Source organism: Allostigmatella hybrida (assembly GCF_020103775.1).
In the GTDB taxonomy this organism is placed as follows: Bacteria; Myxococcota; Myxococcia; order Myxococcales; family Myxococcaceae; genus Hyalangium; species Hyalangium aurantiaca.
Window position 1 is genome coordinate 468,021 of the sequence record NZ_JAHXBH010000002.1, and the last position, 18,736, is coordinate 486,756.

The window sequence follows — 18,736 nt, forward strand, 5'->3', positions numbered from 1 at the left end:
CGTCTTTCTTTTTTCCCCAAGGGAAGGAACCGCGATGGCCAAGGAACTCAAAGGGCGTGCAATCCACCTGAAGTCCCGTCCCCAGGGCGAGCCCACCGCCGCCAACTTCGAGCTGGTGGAGACCACCGTCCCCGAGCCCGCCGAGGGGCAGATCCTGGTGTGCAACCTGTTCATGTCCGTGGACCCGTACATGCGCGGGCGCATGAACGACGTGAAGTCCTACGTGCCCCCCTTCCAGGTGGGCCAGCCGCTGGACGGGGGCGTGGTGGGCCAGGTGGTCCACTCCAAGGCGCTGGGCTACGAGGAGGGAGACTTCGTCACCGGCATGGGCGGCTGGCGCGAGTACCACGTCGCCCCGGCGAACCAGTACATGAAGGTGGACCCGGGCGTGGGCTCGCTGTCCGCGTACCTGGGCGTGCTCGGCATGCCGGGCATGACGGCGTACGTGGGGCTGCTGGATCTCGGCAAGCCCCAGGCCGGCGAGACGGTGTTCGTCTCCGGCGCGGCCGGCGCGGTGGGCGGCCTGGTGGGGCAGATCGCCAAGCTCAAGGGCTGCCGGGTGGTGGGCAGCGCGGGCTCCGCGGAGAAGGTGAAGCACCTGCGCGAGGAGCTCGGCTTCGATGACGCCTTCAACTACAAGGACGGCCCGGTGGCGCAGGCCCTGGAGCGCACCTGCCCCGACGGCATCGACGTCTACTTCGACAACGTGGGCGGCGAGCACCTGGAGGCCTCCATCGGGAAGATGAACAACTACGGGCGCATCGTCCTGTGTGGCGCCATCTCCCAGTACAACGCCACGGCGCCCGCGCCCGGCCCCCGCAACCTCATGCTGGCCGTGGCCCGGCGCCTCACGCTGCAGGGCTTCATCATCAGCGACGAGCGCCACATGGAGCGGCGCCCGGACTTCCTGCGCGATGTGGGCGGCTGGCTGCGCGAGAAGAAGGTGAAGGAGGTGGAGACAGTGGTGGAGGGGCTGGACAAGGCGCCCGAGGCCTTCATCGGCCTGCTGCGGGGCCACAACACCGGGAAGATGGTGGTGAAGCTGGCCTCCCCCGTCTGAGCCCCGGCAGAATACGACACGGGCCTTTGACCCGAAAATCAGGTTGTCCGCCTCTATCCCAGCGAACCCGGAAGGCAGTTTTTTCCCTGCCTTCTGGACACCCGCTGGAACAGAGAGGACCCCCCCTTGGCCCGCTTCGTATCCCCGTTTCGACACCTGGTCTTTGGCGCCGCCTGCCTGAGCGCGCTGGCAGCCTGCTCCGGACCGATGGACGCTCCCACCGAGGAGCCCACGGCCACGCAGGAGCAGCCCGCGCTCGCCACCAAGGTGGTGGGCTACTTCCCCAGCTGGGCGGGCGACGTCAACGCCATCCAGTACGACAAGCTCTCCCACATCAACTACGCGTTCATCGTCCCCACCGCGCAGGGCGGGCTGACCGGGCCCAGCAGCAGCGACAGCCGGCTCCGCTCGCTGGTGTCCGCGGCGCACGCCCGGGGCGTCAAGGTCTCCATCGCCGTGGGCGGATGGAACAACGGCAATGACTCGGGCTTCGAGCAGCTGGCCGCCAACCCCAGCACCCGCACGGCCTTCGTCAACAACCTGGTGAACTACGTGAACCAGGCCGGGCTGGACGGCGTGGACATCGACTGGGAGTACCCGGATCCGGGCACCTCGGCGAACAACTTCGCGGCGCTGATGCGCGAGCTGTCCACCGCGATGCACAGCCGCGGCAAGCTGCTCACCGCAGCCGTGGTCGCCAACGGCTACACGGGCGGCGGCGTCCCCACGGCCACCTTCGCCGACGTGGATTTCCTCAACATCATGGCCTACGACGGCGGCCAGCCTCACTCGACGTACACCTACGCCGTCCAGTCGCTGGACTACTGGCTGGGCCGCGGCCTCCCCAAGGAGAAGGCCGTGCTGGGCGTGCCGTTCTACGGCCGCTCGCCGTCCACCTACGAGGGCTACAAGTCCCTGGTCGCCCGTGACTCGCAGGCGCCCTACAAGGACAACGTCGGCGACGTCTATTACAACGGCATCGCCACCATCCAGTCGAAGACCACGCTCGGGATGCAGCGCGGCGGCGGCGTGATGATCTGGGACATCTCGGATGACGCCACCGGCAGCGCCTCGCTGCTGACGGCCATCTACCAGCGGGCGCAGGGCACCACGCCCCCGGTGACGGGCAACCTGCTGGCCAACGCCGGCTTCGAGAACGGCAACCTGTCGAGCTGGAACTCCGAGTGGCACAACGCCGCGCTGGCGCACAAGGTGGACACGGACACCGTCTACGCGGGCAGCTACAAGCTCACCCACTACGCCTCCGCGGCCTACCAGCAGGTGACGGGCCAGTCGCTGTCCGTGACCAACGGCACCTACCGCGCCAGCGTCTGGGCCCGCTCCGGCGGCGGCCAGCGCGCGCTGCGCCTGTATGCCAAGAACCACGGCGGCGCCGAGCTGACCGCGGAGGTCGGCTCCGGCGCGGTGACGGGGTGGACGAAGTACACCATCAGCAACATCCCGGTCACCACGGGCACCGTCGAAATCGGCGTTTACAGCGACGCCAACGCCCAGAACTGGTCGGCCTTCGATCAGTTCGAGCTCGTCAAGCAGTAAGCCCTCGCGCCCCCCCCGAGTACACACCATGAATTCTCTGACGACGTGGAAGCGCCGGGCGGCTTCGGCCATTGCCCTGGGCACCCTCGCCGCGGGAACGGCCGCTTCGGCCGCCCCCACCGCGCAAGTCATCTGGAGCTCCGAGAAGAACCCGGGCAACGGCAGCTGGTTCAGCGGGCCCTCCTCCATTCCCTACGCCCTGAGCCCGCAGGCCAACATCGCCCTGACGAGCCCCACCACCACGCAGGCCACGACGCTCGCGGTGGACCCCGCGGTGCAGTACCAGACCATGCTGGGCATCGGCACCTCGATGGAGGAGTCGACCATCTACAACCTGTCGCGCATGTCCCTGGCGAAGCGGACCGAGGTGCTCAAGCGGCTGTTGGATCCCGCCACCGGCGCGGGCATCAACCTGCTGCGCATCACCTTCGGGGCCTCTGACTTCACCGCGCGCGCCTTCTACACGTACGACGACCGGCCCGCGGGACAGACGGACCCCAACCTCACGTATTTCTCGATCCAGAAGGACATCGACTACAACATCATCTCGACGCTCAAGCAGGCGCTGGCGGTCAACCCCAACCTGAAAATTTTTGCCAGCCCCTGGAGCCCGCCGGCCTGGATGAAGGACAACGGCAGCCTCATCGGCGGCAAGCTGCTGACGCAGCACATCCCCACCCTGGCGGTGTACTACCGCAAGGCCATCCAGGCCTACCAGCAGCAGGGCATCCCCATCTACGCGATGACGGTCCAGAACGAGCCCTTGTACACGGCTCCGGACTACCCCAGCACCTCGGTGAGCCCCGCGCAGTCCAAGCAGCTCACGCTCGCGCTGAAGAACGAGCTGAACGCGCACGGGCTGAGCACGCGCATCTGGGCGTATGACCACAACTTCGACTCGGCCTGGTCCTACGTGCCCACCCTCCTGGATGACGCCGCGTCGAACGCGGCGGTGGATGGCGTGGCCTTCCACGACTACGCGGGCGAGCCCAGCGTCATGACCGAGGTGCGCAACGCCTACCCGAACAAGAACATCCTGATGACCGAGCGCGCCGTGTGGGGCACGGCGGGCGCGGACCGGATGGCGCAGTACTTCCGCAACTGGGCGGCCGGGTACAACTCCTGGGTGACGATGCTGGACAGCAACATCCAGCCGGAGAAGTGGACCGGAACCCCGGGCCCCACGATGCTCATCCAGAGCGCCTCCGCGCCTGACACGTACTGGGCGCTGCCCGAGTACTACCTCCTCGGCCAGTACTCGAAGTACGTGAAGGCGGGCGCCAAGCGCATCTCCAGCAGCTACGGCTCGGCCAGCACCGTGACGAACGTGTCCTTCCTCAACCCGGACAACACGGTGGTGTCCGTCGTCATCAACCAGACCGCCGCGAGCCAGCGCTTCAAGCTGTCCTCGGACGGGTGGGAGCTGCTCGCCACGCTGCCGGCGAAGACGGTGGGCACGTACGTCTGGACGCGCGAGGCCGGCCCCACGCCCACGAACCTGCTCACCGACCCCGGCTTCGAGAACGGCAACCTGTCGGCCTGGAACTCCGAGTGGCACAGCGCAGAGCTGGCCCACAAGGTGGACACCGACACCGTGTACACGGGCAACTACAAGCTCACCCACTACTCGGCCGCCGCCTACCAGCAGCTCAACGGCCAGACGAAGGGCGTGGCCAACGGTACCTACCGCGCCGGCGTCTGGGTCCGCTCCAGCGGCGGCCAGCGCGCGCTGCGCCTGTACGCCAAGAACCACGGCGGCGCCGAGCTGACGGCGGAGATCGGCACGGGCGCGGTGACGGGGTGGACGAAGTACACCATCAACAACATCCCGGTCACCACGGGCACCGTCGAAATCGGCGTCTACAGCGACGCCAACGGCCAGAACTGGGCGGCCTTCGACCAGTTCGAGCTCGTCAAGCAGTAGCCTCCCCTGCCGCCGGTGCCCTGTTCCTGGGCACCGGCCGATGGGCGCCTACGCCGGGACCGGAACGGAGCGCTCCGGGGTAGGCGCCTCGGCCTTGAGGGCCGGGGAAGCCTCGGGCGCGGCGGCGGCCACGGCCGTCTCGCCCACGGTCTCCCCGTGCTGGCTGAGATCCAACCCTTCCTCCTCCTGCGCCTGCGTGACGCGCAGCGGAACGATGAGGTTGACCACCTTGTAGAGGAGGTAGGAGCCCGCGAAGGAGAAGACGGTGACGATGCCCAGCGCGAGCAGGTGCATCAGGAAGGTGTCCGTCTTGCCGGTGATGAGGCCCACGTCCTTGGCCAGCACGCCGGTGAGCACCATGCCCACCACGCCGCCCAGGCCGTGGCAGGGGAACACATCCAGGGTGTCATCCAGCGCGGTGCGGCTCTTGAAGTGCGCCGCGGCGTTGCTGACGACGCTGGCCACGAAGCCCACCAAGATGCTCTGGCCCACGGTGATGAAGCCGGCCGCGGGCGTCACGGCCACCAGGCCCACCACCGCGCCCACGCAGGCGCCCATGGCGTTCGGCTTGCGGCCGCGCATCCAGTCGAAGGCCATCCACGTGAGCATGGCGGAGGCCGAGGCGGTGTTGGTGGTGGCGAAGGCGAGCGTGGCCAGCGACGAGGCGGACAGCGCCGAGCCCGCGTTGAAGCCGAACCAGCCGAACCACAGCATGCCCGTGCCCAGCAGGACGAACGGGAGGTTGGCGGGCGTGTGGGTGATGTTCTCCACGTGCACCTTGCGGCGGCCCAGCACCAGGGCACCGGCCAGCGCCGCGAAACCCGCAGACATGTGCACCACCGTGCCGCCCGCGAAGTCGAGCACGCCCCACTTGCGCAGGAAGCCCTCCGGGTGCCACGTCCAGTGCGCCAGCGGCGCGTAGATGAACAGGCTGAAGAGCACCATGAAGAGGACGTACGCCTTGAAGCGCACGCGCTCGGCGAACGCGCCGGTGATGAGCGCCGGGGTGATGATGGCGAACTTCAGCTGGAACAGCGCGAAGAGCATCAGCGGGATGGTGGGCGCCAGGTCCGGGTGCGTCTCCCCACCCACGCCGCTGAACATGAAGAACGTCCGGGGGTCTCCGATGAGGCCGTAGAAGCTGTCACCGAAGCACAGGCTGAAGCCCACCACCACCCACATCAGGGTGATGACGGCCATGGCCATGTAGCTCTGGAGCAGCGTGGACACGACGTTCTTCAGCCGCACCATGCCGCCGTAGAAGAACGACAGCCCGGGCGTCATCAACAGCACGAGCGCCGTGGCGGTGAGGATCCAGGCCGTGTCGGCCGCGTTGATGGGTCCTCCCTGCTTCACCTGGGCCGCCGGTGTCACGAATGCGCCCAGGACCGCCAGGACCGCCAGGACCGCTACCGCCCACCCCTTCTTCATGGCTTCTCCTCTGCAGAGACCGACGCACTGCATCGTGCAGATGAGATGCCTAAATTTCAAGCCCTCTCGTACTAATTGCCCACCCACAAGGCTAAATCCGGCGGCAGTTAGCCTAATTTCCAGTCTTGTGGGTGGACGTGGGGACTAGCGGGCGGGCGAGCGGGCGATCTGCAGGTAGTCCTGGAGCGGCTTGACGCTCAGGTCCGAGCGCCGCAGGGCCTCCAGGGCGCCCACCACCATGCGGGCCTGCTGCACGGTCGTGTAGTAGGGGATGCCGTGCATCAGCGCCTCGCGGCGGATGGAGAAGCTGTCGGCGATCTCCTGCTTGCCGAAGGTGGTGTTGATGACGAGCACGATGGCCCCATCGACGATCTTGTCGACGATGTTGGGCCGGCCCTCCTTCACCTTCTGCACCTGCTGGGCCTGGATGCCCTTCTTGGCCAGGTAAGAGTGGGTGCCGCTGGTGGCCACCAGCTCGAAGCCCATCGTGCGCAGGCGCCGGGCCAGGTCCACCACCGCGGGCTTGTCCTCGTCCTTCACGGAGATGAACACGCGGCCTGAGCGCGGCAGCTTCACGCCCGCGGCGAGCTGGCTCTTGGCGAAGGCGGAGGGGTAGTCGTCCGCCAGCCCCATCACCTCGCCCGTGGACTTCATCTCGGGCCCGAGGATGACGTCCACCCCGGAGAAGCGGGCGAACGGGAACACGGACTCCTTCACCGCCACGTGCTTGAACTCGGCCTCCTGGGTGTGGCCCAGCTCCGCCAGCGTCTTGCCCACCATGCAGAGCGCCGCCAACTTCGCCAGCGGCACGCCGGTGGCCTTGGAGATGAACGGCACGGTGCGGCTGGCGCGCGGGTTCACCTCCAGGATGTAGATGGTCTTTCCCTGGATGGCGAACTGCACGTTCATCAGGCCGACGACTTTCAGCTCGCGGGCCAGGGAGATGGCCTGGTCCTTCATCCGCTCCACCAGGTCCGGCGAGAGCGAGTGCGGCGGCAGCGTGGCCGCGGCATCGCCCGAGTGCACGCCGGCCTCCTGGATGTGCTCCAGCACCCCGCCCACCAGCACCGCCCCGGTGCGGTCGGCCACCAGGTCCAGGTCCACCTCGATGGCGTCCTTGAGGAAGCGGTCGATGAGCACCGGGTGCTCGGGCGAGGCGCTCACCGCCTCGCGCATGTACCGCTCCAGGCTGGAGGCGTCGTACACGGACTCCATCGCCCGGCCGCCCAGCACGTAGGAGGGGCGCACCATGACGGGGTAGCCGATGCGCTCGGCGATGCGGAACGCCTCCTCGTGGCTGCGCGCCACGCCGTTCTCCGGCTGCGTCAGCCCCAGCTTCTCGATGAGCGCCGCGAAGCGCTCGCGGTCCTCGGCCCGGTCGATGGCGTCCGGCGAGGTGCCGAGGATGGGCAGGCCACCCTTCTCCAGGGGCACGCTGAGCTTCAGCGGCGTCTGCCCGCCGAACTGGACGATGGCGCCGATGGGCTTCTCGCGCTGGGACACCTCCAGCACGTCCTCGATGGTCAGCGGCTCGAAGTACAGGCGGTCCGACGTGTCGTAGTCGGTGGACACCGTCTCCGGGTTGCAGTTGACCATCACCGTCTCGTACCCCGCCTCGCGCAGCGCGAACGCGGCATGCACGCAGCAGTAGTCGAACTCGATGCCCTGGCCGATGCGGATGGGGCCGCTGCCCAGGATGAGCACCTTCTGGCGCTCGGTGGGGGGCGCCTCGTCCTCCTCCTCGTAGGTGGAGTACAGGTAGGGCGTGTACGCCTCGAACTCCGCGGCGCACGTGTCCACGCGCTTGTACACGGGCCGGATGCCCCGGGCGTGCCGGTGCGCGCGCACCTCCGCCTCCGGGTAACCCAGCAGACTCCCCAGGTACTTGTCCGAGAAGCCGTTCGCCTTGGCCTCGCGCAGCACCTCGTCGGGAATCTGGTCCAGCCGGCCAAACTCCTGGAGCGCCTGCGCGCGGTGCACCAGACCTTCGATCTTCCGCAGGAACCAGGGATCGATCGCCGACAGCTCGTGCACCTGCTCCACCGAGAGCCCCTCGCGGAAGGCCTGCGCCACGAACCAGGGGCGCTCGGGGCGCGGCACCCGGAGGGCCTCGCGCAGCACCTTCTCGCGCTCCTCCTTGTCCGTGGGCAGCTCCGGGGACTCCAGCTCCAGGCGCCCCAGCTCCATGGAGCGCAGCGCCTTCATGTACGCCTCGGTGAAGGTGCGGCCCATGGCCATCACCTCGCCCACCGAGCGCATGCTCGTGGTGAGCGTGCGGTTGGCCTTGGGGAACTTCTCGAAGGCGAAGCGGGGAATCTTCACCACCACGTAGTCGATGGTGGGCTCGAACGAGGCCGGGGTGTCGCGGGTGATGTCGTTGCGCAGCTCGTCCAGCGTGTAGCCCAGCGCCAGCTTCGCGGCGACCTTGGCGATGGGGTAGCCCGTGGCCTTGGAGGCCAGCGCGCTGGAGCGCGACACGCGCGGGTTCATCTCGATGACGACCATGCGGCCGTCACGCGGGTGGATGCCGAACTGGATGTTGGAGCCGCCCGTCTCGACGCCGATCTCCCGGATGATGGCCAGCGAGGCCTGCCGCATCCGCTGGTACTCGCGGTCGGTGAGCGTCTGCGAGGGGGCCACGGTGATGGAGTCCCCCGTGTGGACGCCCATGGGGTCCAGGTTCTCGATGGAGCAGACGATGATGACGTTGTCCGCCGAGTCGCGGACCACCTCCAGCTCGTACTCCTTCCAGCCCAGCACGCTCTCCTCGACCAGGATGGTGGAGGTGGGGCTCGCCTTGAGGCCCGAGCGGCAGATGGTCTCGTACTCCTCGCGGTTGTAAGCGATGCCGCCGCCGGTGCCGCCCAGGGTGAACGAGGGCCGGATGATGGCCGGGAAGCCAATCTCCTCCACGAGCGCCAGGGCCTCGTCGATCGTCTTCGCGTAGCCGCTCTTGGGCAGCGCCACGCCGATCTTCTGCATGGCCGCCTTGAAGAGCTGGCGGTCCTCGGCCTTGTTGATGGCCTCCAGCGAGGCGCCGATGAGCCGCACCCCGTACTTCTCCAGGATGCCCTGCTCGGCCAGCGCCTTGGCCAGGTTGAGCGCCGTCTGCCCGCCCATGGTGGGCAGCAACGAGTCCGGCCGCTCTGCGGCGAGGATCTTCTCGGCGGACTCCACCGAGATGGGCTCGATGTAGGTGCGGTGGGCGAACTCAGGGTCCGTCATCACCGTGGCGGGGTTGCTGTTGAGCAGCACCACCTCCACCCCTTCATCCCTCAGGGCCTTGATGGCCTGAGTGCCGGAGTAATCAAACTCGACGGCCTGCCCAATGATGATCGGGCCCGAGCCAATGACGAGAACCTTGCGGATATCACTTCGTTTGGGCATCGGGCGCCCCCCATACCAACCTCCACCCGCACATGCACGTGGGGATTGAAGTTGCCCGCTCACCTACCTACGGCCGGCGGTACCCGGCTCTGATAGAACCCCCCGGCTCCTGGAGGCTCCATGCGTCGCTGGTCCCTGGCCCTGCTCCTGTCCCTCGCATCCCCTGCCCTCGCCCAGGCGCCGGACCCGGCGCCCGAGGCCGCCGCACCTGCCCCCACGCCCGCCCCCGCCGCAACCCCTTCGCCCCCGCCCGCCCCGGCGGCTCCTGCCCCCCGGCCTTCGGCGCCCCCGCCCGCTCCCCCTCCGGCCGCTCCGGCGACGGCGGCCTCGGACGCGGAGATCCGGAACCGGGTGAAAACGGAAGCCCGCGCCATCTTCGAGAACCTGCTGATGGGGGATGTCCGGAGCTTCGCGGAAGAGCTGCTCTACCCCTTCCAGTTGGAGGACAAGCGGTATGGCACCGCGCCCGAGCTGGTGACGGCGTGGGTGAAGCAGCTCCGGCAGAAGCGCACGGATCTCATCACGCTCTACGGGATTGAGGTGCTGTCCCTGGCCGAGATGGAGAAGAAGTACGGCAAGCCCCCGGCGCGGCTGGGGCTCGGGGCCCTGAAGGAGCCGGACCTCTACGTGGCCGTCGCCAACCTCTCCGGGCACCCCGCCGTCCTGCTCTTCCGGGCGCCGCGGGAAGGCCTGCCGCACGCCTTCGCCTATACCGACTGAGGCGCGCGCGCCGGCTCAGGGCTTGGGCGGGGTGTGCCCGAACTTCTCCAGCAGCTTCGCGTTCACGTTGGCGGGCACCAGCCCCGAGACGTCCCCGCCCAGAGAGGCGACCTCCCGGACGAGCTGGGAGGAGATGTAGAAGTAGTCCTCGCCGGTCATCATGAAGACGGTCTCGATGCCGGGGGCCAGCTTGCGGTTCATGTTGGCGAGCTGGAACTCGTACTCGAAGTCCGACACGGCGCGCAGCCCGCGGATGAGGACGTGCACCTGGCGCTGCTTGGCGTACTCCACCAGCAGGCCCTGGAAGGAGTCCACCTCCACCCGGTCATCCTGGCAGGCCTCGCGGATGAGCACCTTGCGCTCCTCCAGCGAGAACAGCGGCGTCTTCTTGGGGTTCACCGCGATGGCCACGATGAGCCGGTCGAACATCTTGAGGCCGCGCTGGATGAGGCTGAGGTGCCCGTTGGTGAGCGGATCGAACGAACCTGGATAGATGGCCACCGGCATGGCCCGGGAGTCTCGGCGGGCCCCCCGGGCCGGTCAAGGATTGCGGTAGAAGCTGGCCACCGTGTCCCCGAACTTGCGCTGATCCACGCGCTCCAGCCCCTCGTGGGCCTCGGGCGCCTCCTCGCGCTTGTCGTGCTCGACGACGAGCATGCCCCCGGCCGTCAGCAGCTTCGAGCGCGTGACTTGCTCCAGCACCGTCTCCACCACCCGCGCCGCATAGGGCGGATCGGCGAAGATGAGCTCGAAGGCCTGGCCCTGCTGGCTGAGCTGCGCCACCGCCCGCGCCACCGGCAGGGACAGCAGCTCCACCTGGTCAGAGAAGCCCAGGGCCTGGGTGTTCTGCTGGCACAGGGCCTGGGCCTCGCGGTCCGAGTCCACCAGCACCGCCCGGCCTGCCCCCCGGGAGAGCGCCTCCAGCCCCAGCGCGCCCGTGCCCGCGTAGAGGTCCAACACGGCCTGGCCCTCCAGGAACTGGCCGAGCACGTTGAAGAGCGTCTCCCGGACCCGGTCCGCCGTGGGACGGATGTGCCGGGAGGTGGGCTTGGGACCCTGAAGGGCACGGCCCCGGACACTGCCAGCAACGATTCGCATGTGCTCACTCGCTCCGATGTTCGGCCAGCCACTCCATGGAGCGCCAACCGGTTCTCCCCGACCCGAGCGCGGCCAGCACCTCGGTCGCCTCCGAGAAGGACAGCGCCTCCAGGCGCTCGCGCGCGGCGGGCTCCAGCGCGGGAAGTTGCTCTTCCAACAGGCTGAGCAGCTCGCCGGGCGGAAGCCCCAGGGCCTGGGCCTTCCGCTCCACCAAGGCCCGGGCCTCCGGGGGCCAGGCCGCCAGGGACAGCCGCTCGAAGGGGCCGCCACAGTCGAGCTTCCGCGCCCCGGCCGCCACGAACGTGGGCAGCGCCCGCGCCGAGCGCTCCGCCACGCCGCCCACCGTCACGCTCGCGCCGTACTCCGCGGCCAGCTCCACCAGCGCGCGCAGCATCGCCACGTCCGGCTCGCCCTCTCCGAGCGCCCCGAGGGGAATCCGCACGAAGCGGACCGGGACGCCTTCTTGGCGCAGCCCCTCGAGCAGCGCGCGGGCCGTGTCCGTCAAGGTCGCGAACCCGGTCGCGGGCGCCGGCAGCGTCAGCTCCAGCGGAAGCTCCCGCTCCCGCAAGGGGGCCACCAGCGTGCGCACCGCCCCCACCGCCCCGTCCGTGTCCCAGCGCGACACATCCAGCGACACCAGGGAGAACCCGGCATCCACCAGGTGGAAGATGGCCTCCTGCTGGGACTGCAGCCCCTCCGGCCCGGAGGGGGACACCCGCACCGGCCCCGCCTGGAGGAACAGGGGGCGCCGGTGCTCGGCCTCCTGGGCCGCGGCCTTCACCGCCTCCAGGAAGCGCAACGCCGTTCCCCGGTCCGCCAGGGGGTGCGGACAGGCCAGCCCCAGCACCGCATCCTCCGCCCGCGCCGCGCGCAACAAGCCCGGCAGGGCCGCCTTCGTCTGCACGGGCAGGCACGGCAACGCCATGGGGAGCCCGTCCAGCGCCCGGAGCAGCTCATGGGGGCTGAGCACCGGCACCTGGGAGCCCGGCCCCAGCCGCGCCACGACGTTTGCGGGCCGCAATGTCAGCACCTTCTCCAGCACGCTCATTGCACGCCGTTATGTGCCGGCTCTGCCAGCTCCGCAAGCCAACTGCCACGCGAGCGTCCGTTGCCCACCGCTCCGCCCCGGGCGTCAGTGCACCTCGCCCAGGTGGGCGTACGTCTCGCTTTCGATCTGGATGGTGGTGTGATCGATGCCGAAGCGGTCGAACAGCTCGTGCTTCACCGACGAGAGAATCTCATCGTTGTTGCACACCCTGGGGTCGGCCACCACCAGGTGCGCCGAGAGCGCGTACAGCCCGCTGGAGATGGTCCACACGTGCAAGTCATGCACGGCGCTCACCCCGCTCACCTGCATCAGCAGCGTCTTCACCGACTCCAGGTCCACGTGCGCGGGCACCGCCTCCAGCAGCACATCCACCGCGTCGCGCACCAGCCGGATGGCGCCCACGACGATGACGATGGAGATGAGGATGGAGATGAGCGGATCCACCACGTACCAGCCCGTCAGCGCCATGATGCCGGCGCCCACGAGCACCCCCACGCTGGACAGCGCATCCCCCAGCACGTGGAGGAACGCGCCGCGCACGTTCATGGAGTGCGTGCGGTGCAGGAAGCCCAGCGCGGCCAGGTTCGCCGCCAGGCCCACGAGCGCCACCACCGCCATGGGCCCGAGCTGCACCGGCGCGGGCTCGCGGAAGCGCTGCCAGGCCTCGTAGACGATGACCGCCGTGAGCCCCAAGAGCAGCATGCCGTTGAAGAGCGCGCTGAGGATCTCCATCCGGTAGTAGCCGTAGGTCTTCTTCAGGTCCGCCGGCTTGCCCGCGAACCACAGCGCCAGCAGGCTCAGCGCCAGCGCGGAGATGTCCGTCAGCATGTGGCCCGCGTCGGACATCAGCGCCAGCGAGTTGGTGAGGTAGCCGCCCACCGCCTCCGCCAGCGCGATGGTGGCCGTCAGCACCAGCGCGAACAGCAGCCGCTTGCGGTCCTTGCGCCGCTCGTCCGCCAGTTGGGAGGGCCTGCCGGACGGGCCATGCCCGTGGCCATGGCCGTGGGAGTGATCATGACCGTGGTGATCATGGTCATGCCCTCCGCCATGCCCGTGCTTCGTCTTGCCAGGCGGGTGTGCTGATGTAGTCACGGGAAAGAACCCTTCGGACAGCGTGCGGATGTCACAATAGGGCCGGTGGCTGAAATTCGGACACCCTTGGGGTTGAGGCTGTCCAATTGGGGGACAGGCACGCGAGGAGAAGGATGGATTTCGAGAAGTACCAGAATCTGCCCACCATCATCCTGCTCAGGGAACTCATTCGCAAGTGGTGGCAAGCGGACCTGACCTTCGCGGACAAACACGGGGTGGTGCAGGGCTGGCGCGGCGGAGCGCCTCCCCTGCCCCCGCATGACTTCTGCCGGCTGTCGGTGCTGGCCCCGGAGGGTGAGCGCCGGTGCAGTGAGTCCCTGCGCTCGCTGCACGAGAAGTTCAAGGGCAACACGCGGCTGCGGCAGGCGCTCGCCCAGGACTGCCACCTGAACTTCACCCTGGTGGGGGCGCCGCTCTACCTCGATGCCGAATACGAGGGGATGCTCTTCGTCCAGGGGCTGCTCCGGCACCCCTTGGAGGAGCAGACGGCGCTGAACCTCAAGTCGCAACTGCGTGAACTGGTGCCGGTGGCCTCGGATCTGGATCGCGCCCTGGCGCGCGTGCCCTTGCTGGATGCGCGGGAGATGGGCAAGTTGTCGGACCTGCTGGAACTGGCCATCCACGAGATTCTCCGCCACGAGGAGTCCACGCCCCCGGGGGACGAGCCCCCGGCCGCGCCCCCGCCCCCCTCCCCGGGAGGCTCCGCGTTCGAGACGCTCATCGGCCGCTCGGGACCGATGCAGGAGATCCTCAAGTTGATGGAGAAGGTGGCCCAGTCGGACTCCACCGTGCTCATCAACGGCGAGTCCGGCACCGGCAAGGAGCTGGTGGCGCGCGCCCTCCACCAGAGCGGCCCCCGGAGGGACAAGCCCTTCGTCGTCCAGAACTGCTCGGCCTTCAACGACAACCTCCTGGAGAGCGCCCTGTTCGGCCACACCCGGGGGGCGTTCACCGGGGCCACGCGGGACAAGAAGGGCCTCTTCGAGGTGGCCGACGGGGGCACGTTCTTCCTGGACGAGGTGGGCGACATGTCCCCGGCGCTCCAGGTCAAGCTGCTGCGCGTGCTCCAGGAGGGCACCTTCCTGCCCGTGGGCGGCACCCACCCCCGCGAGGTGGATGTGCGCGTCATCGCCGCCACCCACAAGAACCTGGCGGAGCTCGTCCAGCGGGGGGAGTTCCGCGAGGACCTCTACTACCGCATCCACGTCATCCGGCTGCACCTGCCCCCCTTGCGTGAGCGGCGCGAGGACCTGCCCGTGCTCATCGAGCACTTCCTGCGCAAGCACCACCGCGAGGGCCAGCGCGCCCGGGGGCTGGAGCCCGAGGCCCTGCCACTGCTCAACGCCTACCACTGGCCGGGCAACATCCGCGAGCTGGAGAATGAAATCGAGCGGCTGCTGGTGCTCGGCGGGGACCGGGAGTGGCTGCCCGCGGCGCTCATCTCCCCGCGCATCCAGGAGGCGGTGCTGCCCGGCGGCCAGGCGGGCCCCTCCCTGCGGGCCACCGGCAAGCTGCCCGAGGCGGTGGAGGCCCTGGAGCGGGAGATGATTCAGCGCGGGCTGGCGCGCACCCAGCACAACAAGAGCCGGCTGGCGCGGGAGCTGGGCATCAGCCGCTCCAACCTCATCTTGAAGATCGCCCGGTACGGGCTGGCACGGGGACCGGACGAGGCCGGAGAGGAAGACTGAGACCATGGGACGCTTTTTCCGCCAGGACTTCCTCCCGCTCGCCGATGGGACGCGGATCTACTACCAACTGCTGGGCGAGCCCCGCGGGGACGCGCCCGCGATGGTGCTCTGTGACGGGCTGGGCTGCGACGGCTTCGCCTGGAAGTACCTGGCCCCCTACCTCGCGCGGAACCACCGGGTGCTGCGCTGGCACTACCGGGGCCATGGCCGCTCCAGCGTGCCCCGGGACCTGGCCCGCCTGGGCATGCTCTACACCTGTGACGACCTGGCCCGGCTGATGGACGCCACGGGCCTGCGGCAGGCGGTGCTCTTCGGGCACTCCATCGGCGTGCAGGTGGCGCTGGAGTTCCACCGCCGCCATGCGCGCCGCGTGAAGGGGCTGGTGCTCATCTGCGGCAGCTACGGCAACCCGCTGGACACCTTCCACGACTCCACCGTCCTCAAGCGCCTCTTCCCGCTGCTGCGCCGCACGGTGGAGCGCTACCCCCGGCCCGCCGCCCGGCTGGTGCGCGCGGTGCTGAGCACCGAGCTGGCCATGCAGGTGGCCATCCTGGTGGAGCTCAACCGGGAGCGCATCGCCCGCCAGGACATGGTCCCCTACTTCAAGCACCTGGCCTCCATGGATCCGGTGGTGTTCGTGCGCACGCTGGAGTCCATGGCCCAGCACAGCGCCAGGGATCACCTGCCCTACGTGGACGTGCCCACGCTCATCATCGGTGGGGGGCGGGACAAGTTCACCCCCGTGCGGCTGTCCCGGGAGATGGCCCGGGATATCCCCGGGGCCGAGCTGCTGCTCCTGCCGCAGGGCACCCACACCGTCCCCCTGGAATACCGGGACACCGTGGAGCTGCAAGTAGGCCGCTTCCTCCAGGGGCGGCTGGGCCTGTCCCCGCCCCCTCGCACAGGGGGGTAGGCACCCGGGTGGGGCCCCCCTGCTCAGGCAGGGGGTACGCACGCTGATTGCAGGCGGGAGGCGTGCGGCATATAAGCGCCCGCCTCGTGCGTTCCGGTGGGTTCAGGGTCCTCCTGCAAAACGGAAGGCACCCGTACCCTCAGCACAAAGTCCTGCTCGTATGATTGCTCGCGAAAACATCCGGAACGTCGCCATCGTCGCCCACGTTGACCATGGCAAGACCACACTCGTTGACCACATGCTCCGCCAGGCGGGCATCTTCCGCACCAATGAGGCGGTCGTTGAACGGGTGATGGACTCGAACGACCTCGAGCGCGAGAAGGGCATCACCATCCTCGCGAAGAACACGGCCGTGTCCTACAAGGGCACGCAGATCAACATCATCGACACGCCGGGCCACGCGGACTTCGGCGGCGAGGTGGAGCGCGGCCTGCGCCTGGTGGACGGCGTCATCCTGCTGGTGGACGCGGCCGAAGGCCCCCTGCCCCAGACGCGCTTCGTGCTCGGCAAGGCGCTGGGCATGGGGCTCAAGACGGTGCTGGTCATCAACAAGATCGACCGCCAGGACGCCCGGGCCAAGGAAGTGCTGGACCAGGTCTACTCGCTCTACATCGACCTGGGCGCGGATGACACGCAGCTCGAGTTCCCGGTGCTCTACACCATCGCGCGCCAGGGCCAGGCCTCGCTGAAGCTGGAGGAGCCGGGCAAGACGCTGGATCCCCTCTTCTCGGCGATCCTCACCTACATCCCGCCCCCGCCCAAGAGCGACCTGGAGACGGCACAGCTCCTGGTGGCCAACCTGGACTACGACGACTACGTGGGCCGCCTCGCGGTGGGCCGCGTGCAGTCGGGCAAGCTGACCCCGAACATGCCGGTGACGGTGATTCGCGAGGGCGGCAAGCTGCAGCCGGGGAAGATCGTCAAGCTGTACGGCTTCTCGGGCCTGAAGCGCACGGAAATCCAGGACGCGGGCCCCGGCGAGATTGTCTCCATCGCGGGCATCGAGGACATCTCCATCGGCGACACCCTCGCCGACCCGAACAACCCCGTGGCGCTGCCGCGCATCACCGTGGAAGAGCCCACGATGATGATGATCTTCCGGGTGAACGACGGGCCGCTGGCGGGCAAGGAGGGCAAGTACGTCACCTCCCGCAACCTGCGCGAGCGCCTGTACCGCGAGTCCTACCGCAACGTGGCGATCCGCGTGGAGGACACCGAGACGCCGGACGCCTTCAAGGTGGTGGGCCGCGGTGAGCTCCAGCTGGCGGTCATCATCGAGACGATGCGCCGCGAGGGCTACGAGCTGACGGCCTCGAACCCGGAGCCGGTGACGAAGTACGTCGACGGCAAGCTCCACGAGCCGATGGAGCTGATGGTGTGCGACGTGCCCGAGAACAGCGTGGGCGTCGTCACGGAGCGGCTGGGGCCCCGCAAGGGCCGCATGGTGGACATGGTGCAGCTGGGCTCGGGCCGCACGCGGCTCCAGTTCCGCATCCCGGCGCGCGGGCTCATCGGGTTCCGCTCGGAGTTCCTCACGATTACGCGCGGTGAGGGCATCATGAGCAGCCAGTTCGACGGCTACGAGCCGTGGTTCGGCAACATCGCCAAGCGCAGCAACGGGGCGATGGTCTCCGACCGCCTGGGCGAGACGGTGCCCTACGCGCTGTTCAGCATCCAGGAGCGCGGCTACCTCTTCGTGGAGGAGGGCGTGACGGTGTACGAGGGGATGATCATCGGCGAGCACGCCCACCCCTCGGAGCTGAACGTCAACTGCTGCCGCGAGAAGAAGCTGACGAACATCCGCGCCGCAGGCCGTGACGAGAACGTCATCCTCACCCCGCCGCGGGAGATGGGGCTGGAGAAGGCGCTGGAGTGGATCGCCGACGACGAGCTGGTGGAGGTGACGCCCAAGTCGATCCGCATGCGCAAGAAGGCGCTGTCCTCGGGCGACCGCTACCGCGCCGAGCGTGACCGCAAGCGCGAAGAGCGCAGCGACGAGTAAGCCTTCTCAGGCACCGGAAGTTCAGCGAAGGCCCCGTGGATTCTTCCGCGGGGCCTTTTGCTTTCTGTCCCCCCGTGCTCCAGCCCCACCGTGCCACACTGCATGACGTGAACGCGCTCGGGACGAAGGGCTGGATCCTACCGGGGCGGACTCATCTCCGCTCCTGGCAGCATTGGCAGGTCGGCCCCAGCCGGTCCCTGGCAACGCAAGGTGAGCCCATGCTGTTTTACTTCATCGAGGGCATCGAGGCCTCACGGCACACGGGCGAGATCGAAGGCGAGCACCGCTGGAGCTTACCTGGCGTTCGCTGTCCCCTCTGCAAGTCGGCGTGGAGCACGGGAGCCGTTGCCTACCCTTCCGTGGATCTGACGAACCACCCTGAGCGCGAGAAACTCCAGGAGCCTCGCCTGGAAGAAGACTTCGCGGAGTTTGAACGCTTGCGTGAGTCGGTCCGTTCACTGGTCCCGGGAACCGTGCTTCATCCCGGTACGGACTTTGGACCTTTTGTGGGAACCGCCCAGGGCACGTTCGGCCCGCTCGTTATTCCCTCTCCGTGGGTGCTGATGATGCAGCGCGGAGCTTTGGAGCAACTTCAGGCCGAAGGGCTTCAAGGTTTGAAGGGATGCAGCATGGATGTGCGCTTCCGGCAGAAGAAGAACCCACCCCAATTGGTGGAACTCGAACTTCTTCCTTTAGGCTTACTTCATGAAGACTGTATTCCTCCGGACCAGCGTGAGCCGTAACCGTTCACCGCCTCAGGCAGCATTCGCGAGCAGAGGCGTGTCCACAATGGGCAGCAGCGAGGGCGTCGGCAGA

14 protein-coding genes are annotated in these 18,736 nt (G+C 68.5%); 8 read left to right on the plus strand and 6 right to left on the minus strand.

Features of this window, described 5'->3' with window-relative positions; all coding sequences use genetic code 11:
* The first annotated feature begins 34 nt into the window (after positions 1-34).
* From KY661_RS07050 to KY661_RS07060, 3 genes are all read left to right on the plus strand, one after another.
* On the plus strand, positions 35-1,060 hold the full coding sequence (locus tag KY661_RS07050) for an NADP-dependent oxidoreductase (RefSeq protein ID WP_225409466.1): 1,026 nt from the start codon (positions 35-37) through the stop codon (positions 1,058-1,060).
* A 207-nt stretch (positions 1,061-1,267) separates the two neighbouring features.
* On the plus strand, positions 1,268-2,617 hold the full coding sequence (locus tag KY661_RS07055; protein ID WP_317987224.1) for a glycosyl hydrolase family 18 protein: 1,350 nt from the start codon (positions 1,268-1,270) through the stop codon (positions 2,615-2,617).
* 28 nt (positions 2,618-2,645) lie between these two features.
* Positions 2,646-4,541 (plus strand): glycoside hydrolase family 30 beta sandwich domain-containing protein, encoded by a 1,896-nt coding sequence (locus KY661_RS07060; RefSeq protein ID WP_225409468.1) that lies wholly within the window; start codon positions 2,646-2,648, stop codon positions 4,539-4,541.
* Between the two features lie 48 nt (positions 4,542-4,589).
* Here the strand turns inward: KY661_RS07060 and KY661_RS07065 are convergent, their stop codons facing one another.
* Both KY661_RS07065 and carB read right to left on the minus strand, forming a co-directional pair.
* Entirely contained in the window at positions 4,590-5,972 is a 1,383-nt protein-coding gene (locus KY661_RS07065; protein ID WP_225409469.1) for an ammonium transporter, read from the minus strand.
* Positions 5,973-6,116: 144 nt separating this feature from the next.
* On the minus strand, positions 6,117-9,359 hold the full coding sequence (carB, locus tag KY661_RS07070) for a carbamoyl-phosphate synthase large subunit (protein WP_225409470.1): 3,243 nt from the start codon (positions 9,357-9,359) through the stop codon (positions 6,117-6,119).
* Between the two features lie 120 nt (positions 9,360-9,479).
* On the opposite strand from carB, the gene KY661_RS07075 reads away from it, so the two are divergent.
* Positions 9,480-10,079, plus strand: a complete 600-nt coding sequence (locus KY661_RS07075; protein WP_225409471.1) for a hypothetical protein — start codon at positions 9,480-9,482, stop codon at positions 10,077-10,079.
* Positions 10,080-10,094: 15 nt separating this feature from the next.
* On the opposite strand, the gene coaD is transcribed toward KY661_RS07075, so the two are convergent.
* From coaD to KY661_RS07095, 4 genes are all read right to left on the minus strand, one after another.
* Positions 10,095-10,586, minus strand: coding sequence for a pantetheine-phosphate adenylyltransferase (coaD, locus tag KY661_RS07080; protein ID WP_075008545.1), 492 nt, complete (start codon positions 10,584-10,586; stop codon positions 10,095-10,097).
* Positions 10,587-10,619: 33 nt separating this feature from the next.
* Positions 10,620-11,177, minus strand: a complete 558-nt coding sequence (rsmD, locus tag KY661_RS07085) for a 16S rRNA (guanine(966)-N(2))-methyltransferase RsmD (protein WP_263436752.1) — start codon at positions 11,175-11,177, stop codon at positions 10,620-10,622.
* 4 nt (positions 11,178-11,181) lie between these two features.
* Entirely contained in the window at positions 11,182-12,225 is a 1,044-nt protein-coding gene (locus KY661_RS07090) for a hypothetical protein (protein ID WP_225409472.1), read from the minus strand.
* A gap of 84 nt (positions 12,226-12,309) precedes the next feature.
* Positions 12,310-13,317 (minus strand): cation diffusion facilitator family transporter, encoded by a 1,008-nt coding sequence (locus KY661_RS07095; RefSeq protein WP_225409473.1) that lies wholly within the window; start codon positions 13,315-13,317, stop codon positions 12,310-12,312.
* Between the two features lie 113 nt (positions 13,318-13,430).
* On the opposite strand from KY661_RS07095, the gene KY661_RS07100 reads away from it, so the two are divergent.
* The 4 genes from KY661_RS07100 (at position 13,431) to sitI6 (ending at position 18,663) form a co-directional block, all read left to right on the plus strand.
* Entirely contained in the window at positions 13,431-15,005 is a 1,575-nt protein-coding gene (locus KY661_RS07100) for a sigma 54-interacting transcriptional regulator (RefSeq protein ID WP_225409474.1), read from the plus strand.
* Positions 15,006-15,009: 4 nt separating this feature from the next.
* Positions 15,010-15,918, plus strand: a complete 909-nt coding sequence (locus KY661_RS07105; RefSeq protein WP_225409475.1) for an alpha/beta fold hydrolase — start codon at positions 15,010-15,012, stop codon at positions 15,916-15,918.
* 160 nt (positions 15,919-16,078) lie between these two features.
* On the plus strand, positions 16,079-17,920 hold the full coding sequence (gene typA / locus KY661_RS07110; protein ID WP_225409476.1) for a translational GTPase TypA: 1,842 nt from the start codon (positions 16,079-16,081) through the stop codon (positions 17,918-17,920).
* Positions 17,921-18,138: 218 nt separating this feature from the next.
* Positions 18,139-18,663: a SitI6 family double-CXXCG motif immunity protein gene (sitI6, locus tag KY661_RS07115; RefSeq protein ID WP_225409477.1), complete on the plus strand. Its 525-nt coding sequence runs from the start codon at positions 18,139-18,141 to the stop codon at positions 18,661-18,663.
* The last annotated feature ends 73 nt before the right edge of the window (positions 18,664-18,736 follow it).

Bases quoted from the DNA above. Each gene is read 5' to 3' on its own strand.
- KY661_RS07050 (WP_225409466.1), top strand. From the start codon at position 35: ATGGCCAAGGAACTCAAAGGGCGTGCAATCCACCTGAAGTCCCGTCCC.
- KY661_RS07055 (WP_317987224.1), top strand. From the start codon at position 1,268: ATGGACGCTCCCACCGAGGAGCCCACGGCCACGCAGGAGCAGCCCGCG.
- KY661_RS07060 (WP_225409468.1), top strand. From the start codon at position 2,646: ATGAATTCTCTGACGACGTGGAAGCGCCGGGCGGCTTCGGCCATTGCC.
- KY661_RS07065 (WP_225409469.1), bottom strand. From the start codon at position 5,972: ATGAAGAAGGGGTGGGCGGTAGCGGTCCTGGCGGTCCTGGCGGTCCTG.
- carB (WP_225409470.1), bottom strand. From the start codon at position 9,359: ATGCCCAAACGAAGTGATATCCGCAAGGTTCTCGTCATTGGCTCGGGC.
- KY661_RS07075 (WP_225409471.1), top strand. From the start codon at position 9,480: ATGCGTCGCTGGTCCCTGGCCCTGCTCCTGTCCCTCGCATCCCCTGCC.
- coaD (WP_075008545.1), bottom strand. From the start codon at position 10,586: ATGCCGGTGGCCATCTATCCAGGTTCGTTCGATCCGCTCACCAACGGG.
- rsmD (WP_263436752.1), bottom strand. From the start codon at position 11,177: ATGCGAATCGTTGCTGGCAGTGTCCGGGGCCGTGCCCTTCAGGGTCCC.
- KY661_RS07090 (WP_225409472.1), bottom strand. From the start codon at position 12,225: ATGAGCGTGCTGGAGAAGGTGCTGACATTGCGGCCCGCAAACGTCGTG.
- KY661_RS07100 (WP_225409474.1), top strand. From the start codon at position 13,431: ATGGATTTCGAGAAGTACCAGAATCTGCCCACCATCATCCTGCTCAGG.
- KY661_RS07105 (WP_225409475.1), top strand. From the start codon at position 15,010: ATGGGACGCTTTTTCCGCCAGGACTTCCTCCCGCTCGCCGATGGGACG.
- typA (WP_225409476.1), top strand. From the start codon at position 16,079: ATGATTGCTCGCGAAAACATCCGGAACGTCGCCATCGTCGCCCACGTT.
- sitI6 (WP_225409477.1), top strand. From the start codon at position 18,139: ATGCTGTTTTACTTCATCGAGGGCATCGAGGCCTCACGGCACACGGGC.